6 protein-coding genes are annotated in these 13,571 nt (G+C 40.3%); 3 read left to right on the forward strand and 3 right to left on the reverse strand.

Going from position 1 to position 13,571, the window contains the following annotated elements; translation table 11 throughout:
* Positions 1–31 precede the first annotated feature (31 nt).
* Positions 32–7,738: a YSIRK-type signal peptide-containing protein gene (locus tag SORDD25_RS09115; RefSeq protein ID WP_081103652.1), complete on the reverse strand. Its 7,707-nt coding sequence runs from the start codon at positions 7,736–7,738 to the stop codon at positions 32–34.
* A gap of 614 nt (positions 7,739–8,352) precedes the next feature.
* Between SORDD25_RS09115 and SORDD25_RS04750 the strand changes: the two genes are divergently transcribed.
* Positions 8,353–8,982, forward strand: a complete 630-nt coding sequence (locus tag SORDD25_RS04750) for an MBL fold metallo-hydrolase (RefSeq protein ID WP_061852816.1) — start codon at positions 8,353–8,355, stop codon at positions 8,980–8,982.
* Positions 8,983–9,086: 104 nt separating this feature from the next.
* Here the strand turns inward: SORDD25_RS04750 and SORDD25_RS04755 are convergent, their stop codons facing one another.
* Positions 9,087–9,851, reverse strand: a complete 765-nt coding sequence (locus SORDD25_RS04755) for a hypothetical protein (protein ID WP_061852817.1) — start codon at positions 9,849–9,851, stop codon at positions 9,087–9,089.
* 88 nt (positions 9,852–9,939) lie between these two features.
* Entirely contained in the window at positions 9,940–11,832 is a 1,893-nt protein-coding gene (locus tag SORDD25_RS04760) for a M13 family metallopeptidase (protein WP_061852818.1), read from the reverse strand.
* 177 nt (positions 11,833–12,009) lie between these two features.
* Between SORDD25_RS04760 and SORDD25_RS04765 the strand changes: the two genes are divergently transcribed.
* Both SORDD25_RS04765 and SORDD25_RS04770 read left to right on the forward strand, forming a co-directional pair.
* Complete coding sequence (locus SORDD25_RS04765; protein ID WP_061852819.1) at positions 12,010–12,732, forward strand: metal ABC transporter ATP-binding protein; 723 nt, start codon at positions 12,010–12,012, stop codon at positions 12,730–12,732.
* Entirely contained in the window at positions 12,729–13,571 is an 843-nt protein-coding gene (locus SORDD25_RS04770; protein WP_061852820.1) for a metal ABC transporter permease, read from the forward strand. Before SORDD25_RS04765 ends, SORDD25_RS04770 begins: the two co-directional genes overlap by 4 nt.

Genomic DNA, 13,571 nt, shown 5'->3' on the forward strand with positions numbered 1-13,571 from the left:
ATGGATACTACTTAGAATCTAGAGTATAGAATTAGTCTTCTTTTTTCTTGCGAGACACAAGTCCAAATCCGCTCATCAAACCAAGTACTCCTAGAGTTGCCAAAGCTGCATGATCTTCCGTACCAGTATTAGGTAATTCTTTGGTTGCTTTAGTAGTTGGAGATTGCTCAGTCGGTTTTTGTTGAGGGGCAGTAACAACTTTTTCGTAGACATGTTCTGTGTCGCCGTTTGGAAGTTTCTTAGTCTCTACGAAGCGGTAGCCTGGAATATCTTTCTTAGGTTGTTGGCCGTCTTCGCTTGGATAACCTGGAATTTCATTGCCTTCCTTATCCTTATGACTAGTCTTAACCTTCTCATAAACGTGTTCTGTGTCGCCGTTTGGAAGTTTCTTAGTCTCTACGAAGCGGTAACCTGGAATATCTTTCTTAGGTTGTTCACCGTCTTCGGTTGGATGTCCTGGAATTTCATTGCCTTCCTTATCCTTATGACTGGTCTTAACCTTCTCATAAACGTGTTCTGTGTCGCCGTTTGGAAGTTTCTTAGTCTCTACGAAGCGGTAGCCTGGAATATCTTTCTTAGGTTGTTCACCGTCTTCGGTTGGGTGGCCTGGAATGTCATTCCCTTCCTTATCCTTATGACTAGTCTTAACCTTCTCATAAACGTGTTCTGTGTCACCGTTTGGAAGTTTCTTAGTCTCTACGAAGCGGTAACCTGGAATATCTTTCTTAGGTTGTTCACCGTCTTCGGTTGGATAACCTGGAATTTCATTGCCTTCCTTATCCTTATGACTGGTCTTCACTTTTTCGTAGACATGTTCTGTGTCGCCGTTTGGAAGTTTCTTAGTCTCTACGAAGCGGTAGCCTGGAATATCTTTCTTCGGTTGTTCGCCGTCTTCGGTTGGATAACCTGGAATTTCATTGCCTTCCTTATCCTTGTGACTAGTCTTAACCTTCTCATAAACGTGTTCTGTGTCACCGTTTGGAAGTTTCTTAGTCTCTACGAAGCGGTAACCTGGAATATCTTTCTTAGGTTGTTCACCGTCTTCGCTTGGATAACCTGGAATTTCATTGCCTTCCTTATCCTTGTGACTGGTCTTCACTTTTTCGTAGACATGTTCTGTGTCGCCGTTTGGAAGTTTCTTAGTCTCTACGAAGCGGTAACCTGGGATATCTTTCTTCGGTTGTTCGCCGTCTTCGGTTGGATAACCTGGAATTTCATTGCCTTCCTTATCCTTGTGACTAGTCTTAACCTTCTCATAAACGTGCTCTGTGTCGCCGTTTGGAAGTTTCTTAGTCTCTACGAAGCGGTAACCTGGGATATCTTTCTTCGGTTGTTCGCCGTCTTCGGTTGGATAACCTGGAATTTCATTGCCTTCCTTATCCTTGTGACTGGTCTTAACCTTCTCATAAACGTGTTCTGTGTCACCGTTTGGAAGTTTCTTGGTCTCTACGAAGCGGTAGCCTGGAATATCTTTCTTCGGTTGTTCGCCGTCTTCGGTTGGATAACCTGGAATTTCATTGCCTTCCTTATCCTTGTGACTAGTCTTAACCTTCTCATAAACGTGCTCTGTGTCACCGTTTGGAAGTTTCTTAGTCTCTACGAAGCGGTAACCTGGAATATCTTTCTTAGGTTGTTCACCGTCTTCGGTTGGATAACCTGGAATTTCATTGCCTTCCTTATCTTTATGGCTGGTCTTAACCTTCTCATAAACGTGGACCACATTGCCTTTTTCATCAACCTTAGTTTCAACAATTTTATATCCTGGAATATCTTTCTTAGGTTGCGAACCATCTTCACTTGGTGCTAGGATATTTCCTTTAGTATCAACAAATGAAGTATTCGGACGTACAGTAGGGATGTATTTAGCTGTAATTGGGGTTCCATTCTTATCAACACGTTTAACTGTTACTCCAGTTGCTCGACCTACAAATTCTGGCTCTGGTGTGAAAGTAACTTTTCCAGCTTCATCAATAGTATATGTACCCTCACCTGGTACCTTCTTCTCTGTTGTACCATCGTCAAAGGTCGGCTTAACTGTTTCATCAATTTCTACCGGAATTTCTTTACCATTGATTGTTACTTTTCCGCCTTCAAATGTTGGTGTTCCTGATTGAGGTTGTCCTTTCGGACCTTCTGATTCAGAATCTTTTGAAGTAGGTGTAACCGGGATAACAACTGGGGTATACTTAGCTGTAATTGGGGTTCCATTCTTATCAACACGCTTAACAGTCACACCTGTTGCTTGACCTGTAAATGTCTTCTCGGGAGTAAAGGTTACTTTTCCAGTCTCATCAATAGTATATGTACCTTCACCTGGAACTGTCTTCTCTGTTGTACCATCATCAAACGTTGGTTTGACTGTTTCATCAATTTCAACAGTTTTCTCAATACCATTAACTTTGACTTTTCCACCTTCAAATATTGGTGTTCCTGATTGAGTTGCACCCTGAACATCTGTTGTAATAACATCCGAACTTGTTGGAGTTGCTGGTTTAACAACTGGAGTGTATTTAGCTTTTACAGGAGTTCCATTCTCATCTACACGTTGAACTTCTACGCCTGTTCCTTTTCCAGTAAATTGTGGTTCTGGCTTAAATTCTACCATACCATTATTTACAGTATAAGTTCCTTCGCCTGGAATGACAATTGGTTGATCTGTTGGTTTTCCTGTTTTTGGATCAATAAGTTCAAGACCTTTGGTTTCATCAATAGGAACAATTTTTTCCACTCCATTAACAGTAACCCTACCACCTAGGAATGTAGGCACTCCTTTTTGAGTTGCACCTTGAATGTCTTCTGTAACAGCATCAGTAGCTGTTGGAATTGCTGCCTTAACAACTGGAGTGTAGCTTGCTGTAACGGGGGTTCCATTCTTGTCTTCACGTAAAACTTCAACGCCTGATGCTTGACCTGTAAAGGTTTTTTCAGGAACAAAGGTTACTGTTCCGTCCGGTGCTACAGTATAAGTACCTTCACCCGGAATAGTGATAGAATCCACAACATTTCCAGTTTTAGAATCAATCAATTTAGCTGGAACAGTGTCATTCATCTCAACAGTAACTTCTTTTCCATTGACAACTGCAGTTCCACCTTGGAATTCTGGTTTTCCTGTTTGAGTTGCACCTTGAACATCTTCAGAAGTCGCAGGAACTCCAATAGGATTTACTGGGATAATTTGTGGCGTGTAAGTTGTCGTCACTTTAGTTCCATTTTCATCTTCTGCTTGCACAGTTGCTGGAGTAACCTTACCAGAATACAATTTATCCGTTGGACTAAAGGTTACCTTTCCAGTTGCTGGATCAATAGAGAATGTACCAATTTCAGTAGTCCCATCTTCAGCATAAGCTGGAGTTGTCTGACCTGCAGGAACTTCATTTCCTTCTTTATCAAGAAGTTTTACTGAACCCTGTTTAATTGGTGCAATTGCATCACCTTGAACAAATGTAGGAGTGCCTGTTTGTGTTGCTCCTTGAATATTTTCAGAAGTTGCTGGAGTTGCTGTTGGTGTAACTGGCGTAATCAATGGTGTGTAAGTTGTTTCAACCGAAATACCATTTTTATCTTTAGCCTGTACACGCACAGGTTGAACTTCACCACTATAAGTCTTATCAGTTGGGGTAAAGACTGCAACGGCTTGTTCACCAACTGTTTTCAGAGTATATGTACCAATAACATTTCCACTAGGGTCTTTAGCTGGAACAGATGTTGCTGGAGTTCCGGTTTCATCTAAAAGAGTGAAAGTAGCTGGGTCAATATCTACAGTCACCTGTTTACCATCCAGTGTAGTCGTGCCACCATTGAATGTTACTGTACTTTCTTGAGTTGCTCCTTGAACATCAACTGACTTAGCAGGTTCTGCTGTTGGAGTAACACCTACAATATGTGGAGTATAAGTTGTCTTAACTTTTGTACCATTCTCATCTTCAGCCTGAACTGTTGCAGGTTGGACTTTACCTTTGTAAGTCTTATCGGTTGGAGTGAATGTTACAGTATTTGAAGTTGGGTCAATTGTATATCCCCCTACTTTGTTACCACTCTCATCCAAAGCATCTACTGAAGCTCCAGGTGCTACCGGAGTACCATTCTTATCAAGAAGAACAGCTGAGTTCGGCTTGATTGGAGCAACAGAGTGTCCTTCTTTGAATGCTACCGTTCCTGTTTGAGTAGCGCCTTGGATTCCAGTTGATTCTGCAGGAGTTGCTGTTGGAGTAACTGGTGTAACAGTTGGAGTATAAGTTGCTGTCGCTGTAGCGGTAATAGGTTGTCCATCTTTATCTTGACCAAGAGTTGCTGTTAATGATACAGTCACTGGGGTTGCTGTACCTGTGAATGTTTTCAACGGAACAAATGTCACAACACCAGTTTCATTATTAATTGTGTATGTTCCTTGACCATCAATTGTTACTTGGTCAACTAACTTACCAGTGGTAGGATCTACCAACTTAGCAGGTGAAGTAGCACTTGGTGCCACAGGTGAGCCATCACCAACAGATGTAAAGGTTGGAGTACCTGTTTGAGTCGCTCCTTGAACATCTGTGGATGTTACATTATGACCTTCAATCGAGTCTGTTACTGTGATGTGGTAAGTTGTTGTAGCTGTTGATGAGCCAGCCCCATGATCCACACCAGATTCAGTTCCACCTATTGTAGCATCTGTTGTGTAATTGCCATTACTATCAATAACGTCAACTGTTACTGTATAGACTCCCACTTCACTCAGTGTATAACCACTAGCAAGATTATAGTTGTTTGCATCTTGTTTAGTGTCATAAACCTTCTGAACTCCTGAAGGAGATGTTACTGTAATACGAGTAATGTAAGTTGTTTTTCCGTACTTAGTATCTTCTGCATCAGAGATTGTCACTGCAGCTTTTGCTTCATTACGGAGATCTACCGCAGTTTCTTTAGTAGAAGTATAATCTTGTGAGCTTGCAGTTGGTTTCGTATTGACAACAGTCGCAACATCTGAGTTAGTTGCGATTGTTCCTCTAATGATTCCACCAAATCCTGATTTAGTATGAACTTCCCATGAATCATCACCCAACTTTTTAGCAGTAACTTCTGTTCCATCTGATGATGTCCATGTGTTTGAATGTTTGTCAAAAGTAATAGTTACCGACATACCATCGCCAGCTTGGTTAGTATTTTGAGAAACATATTCCGTCATTGGACGATCAGGAGTAGTTACACTTGTTACATTTCCATCTTTATCAAGTTGACGAGTATATTCGTAAATGAAGAATTTCATACCGCCATCTAGTTTCGCTTCAGTGTATACTTGGCGTTTCGTCCAAGTTGTAGTCCCATCTCCATTTGCTGTTTTCACTTCGGCATAGTCAGCAGGAAGCTCCCAGTGACCAGATGTACTATTTAAAACTGCAGTGTGTTTTTGCCCATCAGTTCCATTCAATTCAACTCGCTCACGTAAGAAAGTTCCCTTAACATTTTCAGCTGATGCTTCTACTTTGATATTATCAACACCAACTTTTGCAGTTGCTTCTGACGTGACTGGAATATTAAAGACGGTATTTGAATCTACAGCACCTAGTTCTTGATTTTCAGTAACCGCTGTATTGGTTGAACCACTATCTACAAGCCATTTACCATTAACGGCTTTCAAGTTTGTTACAGTTCCATCTGGCATTGTAACCTTAGCACTTGTAGCACCTTTCGAGATTTTAACAGGAACTGTTGTTGAATAGGTTTCAACGTTTTGAACTTCAACTTTAGGCTTAACAACTACAGTAATAGAACCGTGCGCCTCTTGACCTGACTGATTCCATGTCGTACTATTAGATAATTTATCATAATCTTTAGCAAATACTGAAACGGTATAGATACCTGCCTCTGTCACCTTACCTCCAATGACAGCATTACCCATGTTGGTTCCAGCGGCTTTTTGCTCTTCAGCAGTACTGTTTGTTACAGTATAGTTGGTGCCAGGAATCAAAACTTTAGAATCATCTAATTCTGCTCCTATAGTGTTGTAGCCTGAGACACCTGTGACTGCTTTAGAAGAATTTTGACGAACTTTAACTACTTTACCTTCAGCAGTTGTATAGTCATAGTTTCCTGCTGAATTGCCAGGTATCGCACTAGCTCCCGAAGAATCATGAAAACGAAGATTGATATTCGCATCATCACCAACAGTTCTATCATAACGAGCTGAATCTGACTGAATTGTAGGAGGTGTGCTATCTTGCCAACCTACCCAACCAGCACGTAGATTCTGAATTTGGAAGGTGACAGTCCGCCCATCTGTATTCGTTGCAGTAATATTGAATCGTAAGTCATACACTCCATTTTCAATACCAGCAACTACTTTACCTTGAATGGTATCTGTCGCCTCATCATAAGTAACACCTGGTACAAGGTTAGTTGGTGTTACAGAGGTAAGACTCCAACCAGCTTGCTTAGCTTTTTCTGTAACTGCAATACGATCTTTCAAACCTTTAATATAAACTCTGTCAACTCCTTGTTCATACCCATAGCCATAAATTTCTGTAGCTAGGTATTCATAACCACCGTTAGCAGAGTAAATCGATGTTGCAGCGTTTGAAATTCTTGACCCATCCGCACGGAGTTTATTTCTCCAAAGTGGTGCTTCTTCAGCTAATTTTTTAGCAGCATCAGGGGTTAATGGATAGTCTACACGTCCTTTGTTGTTATGACCAGTTTTTCCACCCTGTTCTGTATGCATCCCATTTCCAGCATTTGTTTCATTACCAACCCGCTGATTAGAATAGACTTCAATCTCTAGCCCTGTAGCATCAGTACCCGTAATTAATTTAATTTCTTGTACCGGGATCGTATAGGTATCTTTACCAGTATGATTTGCAGCGTTTGTTTCCGATGCATGAGTTGTGTTAGAACCCTCTTCGGCATAGAAATCTTGAGCAGCCAAAGCGACTCCAAAGTTTCCATCTTTTCCGATTCCTGCTTTCTTCAAATCATTGTAGACAGCAATAATGGAATCATTTAAGCGTGACAATTGATCATTGATTTGTTTAGCTGTAACGCTATCCATAGCTAACACTTTTTTAGCTTCTGCAATAACTTCTTTATTATTAGCTATCGCTGCCTCAATTGCCGCTTTGTTTTCAGCCTCAAGCTTATTTTTCCGGACTGCTTCAGTTGCTAAAACATTGGTTACCTCAGCTTCAGAGGTAACTTGTTCTAAGACTTTTTTAGCTTCTTGGACTGGTTTGACAGTTTCTTCTGCTTCTTTTGTTTCTTTTGTTTCTTCTGTAGATTCCTTTATTTTCCCAACTTCGACAGACTCAGCAAATACCGTAATTAAATCTTTAATCTTAGCAAGTTCAGTATCCACTTCCTCTTGCTCAACTATCTCTTTTGAGATGACAGATTTCGCAGAATCTAATAGTTCTTTAGCAGATGTTAGTACCATGTCATCTATATTCTTTGCTGTTTTTACTTTCTCTTCAAGTTCTGTAATTTTTTTAACTAAATCCGTTTTATCAACCGTCTTAAGGGCAACTTCTTTTTCTTTATTTTTCGAAGTTTCTGGTTTTTCTGTTTCCGTAGAAGATTCCGCATTCAATGTCGATGTTGAAACAAGCGTAGTATCTGCTCCTTGAAGTTCCATCGCTGATACTGCTCCATTGCCCAAAAACATCAAACCTGCTGAAATTGCTACTGATGCCGCTCCAAAACTATACTTTCGAATCCCATATCGAATGTATTTCTCCGTCCTAAAACCCTGTTGCTTACTCTTCATAAGATACACAACCTTCCTATTTTTATTATATCGATATTGAAATATAGAAAAAAAAACGAAACTTCTTCCCTACTCAAAAGATGGTCTTTAAATTTCATTATTCTAAAAGGATTATATTCTCGTATTCAATATACATGTTCATACTAACACTTTTTTCTATCTTTTTCAAGAGTTTTTATAATTTTATTTAAAATAAAATTCAAATCATTTGATTTGCAATAACAAGAATAAGCTTAAATTTACAATATGTAAACCGTTTTCTTTTGTTGAAAACAAAATCAATAAAATACTAATTTAATGTATCGAACTACTATATTTATATTTGAATACACTTCGCAAATATTATTTTTTGACATATTTTATTTATAATTATAACTATAAAATCCAAATGCGTTCTCAATGAAAGAAACTGTATTTTTATCAGTTATTTCTTATTTGTTCTATGTTCTTATTACCATTCAACTAAAAATATAACAAGTCTACTCACAGCAATTTCCTTCTTTTTTTAATATAAATCAACCAACCTTGAATGCAAAAGAGGGACTTTCTTTTCACTTTATTTCCCTCTTCTGTGCTATACTTAGTTTAGTACATTCTTTGAGATTGGAGCTAGTATGAAAATCCATAAAACCGTGAATCCCGTTGCCTATGAAAATACTTATTATCTAGAAGGAGACCAACACCTGATTGTGGTTGACCCAGGTAGCCATTGGGAGGCTATTCGCAAGACTATCGAGAAAATCAACAAACCAGTCTGTGCGATTCTCCTGACTCACACCCACTACGACCACATTATGAGTCTTGACTTGGTCAGAGATACTTTTGGAAATCCCCCCGTTTATGTAGCAGAGAGTGAAGCTAGCTGGCTCTATACTCCTGTTGACAATCTCTCTGGTCTACCTCGTCATGATGATATGGCAGATGTCATCTGCAAACCAGCTGAACACACCTATGTCTTTCATGAGGAATACCAGATCGAAGAGTTCCGTTTTACTGTATTGCCAACACCTGGCCACTCTATCGGTGGTGTTTCTATGGTTTTTCCTGATGCCCATCTAGTCTTAACCGGAGATGTTCTATTCCGCGAAACCATCGGACGGACAGACCTTCCTACAGGTAGCATGGAACAACTTCTCCATAGTGTCCAGACTCAACTCTTCACCCTTCCTAACTACGATGTCTATCCTGGGCATGGTCCAGCTACGACCATCGCTCACGAAAAATCCTTTAATCCCTTTTTCTAGCAAACAAAAAACCAAGGATAATTTCCTTGGTTTTTTTGTAGCTTCTATTTTTATGTTAATATTTGCTCAAAAGAATCAATATTGACTAGAAAAATAATTCAAAACTAATTAGCTGGATTCAATTCTTTCCATTCAAGGTTAGACAACTCAAGCTTTTCAGAAGAAATATCTAAAACTTGCTCTGCTTTTTCGTTGCCACCGATTTGAATAGTTGCTTCTTTAATCTTCTGCACTCCATTTTTATCAAACGAATATAGAGCCAGGTTCATTTCTGGACGAGTTGACTGCCAGTCTGCATAAGAGACTTGACCGTTTTCATAAATATCAAATCCTGAGCGAAAACCACCTGCAGAAGCTATATATGCTGTGTGAAGTAAGCTAGGTTTTTGATTTTCCAAATAATAAATGGCTGAAACAAATTTTTCATCGCCAATAAGCAACTCGTCTTGACCATCCTTATTCAAATCAACAATTGCGTATTTCCAATCGGGTGCATTATGATAATCCATTCGAGAGAAAACTAGACCATATTCTTCTGAAGTAATCTTATCTTGTTTATTTTCCTTGTATAAATCTTCTCTATTACCTTGTTTTAAAAGGTCTGTAAAGTGGTTATAGCGTTCAATCACTTCTTTATATAAATCTGGTCCAGTTTCCTTCTTATTTTCAGCAATTGATTGTGATGCCTTGGTTGACGAGTCACTTGTATTTCCAGTCTTTTCTTCTGTTGATGTACTAGTCTTATCATCTTTGGATACAGATGATAATGTAGATGAAGATTCTGTATTACTCTTGTTTTTAATGAAACCACAAGATGCTAGAACTGAAATTGAAAAAATAGCTGAAAGCATCATTAAAAATTTCTTCATATTAACCTCGATAGCACTTTATTTTCAGATGGATAAACTTCAAATATGAGTCACTCACTTCAAAATGATACTTGATTTAGGACTCACTTTACCAAATAATCACACGGTCTTCTGGTGAACGCCACATACCGTCTCCTTCTTTGACATCATAGGTTGTAAAGAAGTCATCGAAGTTTGGCACCTGGATGTTAACACGGAGTTTGGCTGGCGCGTGCACATCGACACTAGCCATGAGTTTCATCAACTCTGGACGACCTTTCATGCGCCAGATACGTGCAAAGTTGTGGAAGAATTCTTCGGCTGAGAAGTCTGGCTCTCTCTTGGCAGCTTCAAGGGCTGCAGCAATCCCGCCCAAGTCAGCAACGTTTTCTGATACAGTTAGTTTTCCGTTGATCCTTGCTCCGTAAGATTCTTGCCCATCAAACTGGTCGATTACTTTCTGCGTTTTTTCTTTAAAGGCAGCATAGTCACTCTCTGTCCACCAATCTTTGAGGCTACCATTTTCATCAAAGGAAGCACCATTTGTGTCAAAGGCATGAGAAATCTCGTGGGCAATAACAGCACCAATACCACCGTAGTTGGCCGAAGACGACTGATGCAAGTCATAGAATGGCGCCTGTAAAATAGCAGCTGGAAAGACAATCAAGTTCTTCTGAGGATTGTAGTAGGCATTGACCATATGAGCAGGCATACCCCACTCCTTGTAGTCAACCGGTTGGTTCCACTTGCTCCAGCTGTGCTTGATTTCCACACGCGCAAAGGCTAGAGCATTCTCAAAGAGACTGGCAGTTTCGTCCACTACCTTATCCTTGTAGCGTTCTGGCAATTCCTCTGGATAACCGATATAAGGCTTGATGACATTGAGTTTGACAATGGCCTTGTCACGTGTTTCAGGCGTGAGCCAGTCGTTCTTGGCCAAGCGTTCCTTATAAACGTCAATCATAGTCGCTACTTTTTTCTCTACGTCTGCCTTAGCTTCAGGAGAGAATTTTTCATGCGCATACCAGAGACCCAGAGCTTGCCTGAAAGGACCTTGGGCCAAGTGATAAGCTGCCTTAACCTTGTCCTGAGCTTCTGGAACACCTGAAAGAGCACGACCATAAGCACCTGACAAGATACGAATCTCGTCTGTGAGATAGCTGGTTGAGAGATTGACCACACCCAAAATCAAGGTTGCCTTAAGCAAAGGCCACGCTTCTTCACTATAGAATTGGTTTGCTGCTTGCCAGAAACGTTCCTCGTCTACGATAACCCTATCTGGAATTTGTCCAAGAACTGCTTGGAAGAAATCATCCAAAGGTAGGGCAGGTGCGAATTTCTTGAAATCTTCATACGCGTATGGATGGTAGAGTTTGGCATATTCTGAACTTTCTTCGTTAGAAAGCACCACAGCCGCAATGCGACGATCCAATTCCAATCGTTTCTCTAGTAAGTCTGCGATTTCCTCATCTGAAAAATCATAGGCTTTGAGAAGATTTGTAGTACTTTCCTTCCACAGAGTCAAGAGTTCCTCACGCTGAGGATGGTCTTCAGCGTAGTAGGTTGTATCTGGCAAAATCGTCCCTGGTGCACTGGCCCAGAGAACATTGGTTCTGGCATCCATAAAGTCTGGCGATACACCAAATGGAAGGAAGTTTGGTTTACCAGCTAGTTCGAACTCTGCCAGTTTGCTGGTAAAATCTGCAAAGTTCTCCAAATCTTGGTATTCCTTGAGCATCGGAAGGACAGGCTTGATCCCTTCTGCTTCTCTCTTGTCAAAATCACGTACCATACGATGGTACTTAACAAAGTTTGCGAGGATTGCATCCTCTGGAACATCTTCGCCTTCCAACCACTTGTCCGTAGTCGCCAGCATCAACTCTTCAATTTCCTCATCAAGGTCAATAAAGCCACCTGTTCGAGATTTATCAGCTGGAATGACAGCTGTCTTTTCCCATTCGCCATTGATTGCATCATAAAAATCGTCTTGATAACGTGTCATCTTGTTCTCGCTTTCATTTTTCACTTATTCTTAGCTTAGCAAAAAACACTTGGGAATGCAATTAAAAATGGTCTCTCTTTTTTCTTCATTTTTCAGTTATTATTTTAAATTTTTAAAAAATTAACTTGACTTAATTTTTTTTTAATGTATATTAAAAGATAGGAGGAAAACAACTGTATGATACGTATCGAAAACCTCAGTGTCTCCTACAAAGAAACGTTGGCACTAAAGGATATTTCACTAGTGCTCCAAGGACCAACTATTACCGGAATTATTGGTCCAAACGGTGCTGGAAAATCAACTTTATTAAAAAGTATGTTGGGAATTATCCCACATGAAGGTCAGGCCTTTCTTGATGACAAAGAATTCAAGAAATCTTTACATCGAGTTGCCTATGTCGAGCAAAAAATCCATATCGACTACAATTTCCCTATCAAGGTCAAGGAATGTGTCTCACTGGGACTCTATCCATCCATCCCGCTCTTCCACACTTTAAAGGCCAGCCACTGGAAAAAAGTGGCGGATGCACTTGAAATCGTTGGACTCTCAGACTATGCTGATCGCCAAATCAGTCAGCTCTCTGGAGGACAATTCCAACGTGTTTTGATTGCCCGCTGCTTAGTGCAGGAAGCTGACTACATCTTTTTAGATGAGCCTTTCGCTGGAATTGACTCGATCAGTGAAGAGATTATCATGAATACGCTGAGAGACCTTAAAAAAGCTGGTAAAACAGTTCTCATCGTCCATCATGACCTCAGCAAAGTCCCCCATTATTTCGACCAAGTTTTGCTTCTCAATCGAGAATTAATAGACCTTGGTCCAACTGAAGAAACCTTTACCGAAGCCAATCTCAAAAAAGCTTATGGTAGTAAGCTCTTCTTTAATGGAGGTGACCTATGATAGCAGAATTTATCGATGGATTGCAACATTTCCATTTCCTACAAAATGCCTTGATAACAGCTATAGTCATCGGGGTGGTTGCTGGAGCTGTAGGATGTTTTATCATCTTACGTGGAATGTCTCTCATGGGGGATGCCATCTCTCATGCAGTTTTACCCGGCGTAGCCCTTTCCTTTATCCTGGGAATTGATTTCTTTATTGGAGCGATCATCTTTGGCTTGATGGCTTCCATCATCATTACCTACATCAAGGGAAACTCTATCATCAAGAGTGACACTGCCATTGGTATTACCTTTTCATCTTTCTTAGCCTTAGGTGTCATCTTGATTAGTGTTGCCAAGAGTTCGACAGACCTCTTCCATATCCTTTTTGGGAATATCCTCGCTGTCCAAGATACGGATATGTGGATCACCATTGGTGTGGGTGCATTGATTCTCTTGATTATCGGGATTTTCTTTAAACAACTATTGATTACATCCTTTGACGAACTCCTAGCTAAAGCCATGGGAATGCCCGTCAATTTCTACCACTATCTGCTCATGGTGCTCTTGACCCTTGTGTCAGTCACTGCCATGCAAAGTGTTGGAACTATTCTTATCGTGGCCATGTTGATCACCCCAGCTGCGACGGCTTACCTGTATGCTAATAGCCTAAAGAGCATGATTTTTCTTTCATCAACCCTAGGGGCAACCGCTTCTGTTTTGGGACTCTTTATCGGCTATAGCTTCAATCTCGCAGCAGGATCCAGCATCGTGCTCACATCCGCCAGCTTCTTTTTAATCAGTTTCTTTATCTCTCCAAAGCAACGATACTTGAAACTAAAAATAAAAAATCAATAA

The sequence above is a fragment of the Streptococcus oralis genome (assembly GCF_001579525.1).
Lineage (GTDB): Bacteria > Bacillota > Bacilli > Lactobacillales > Streptococcaceae > Streptococcus > Streptococcus oralis_M.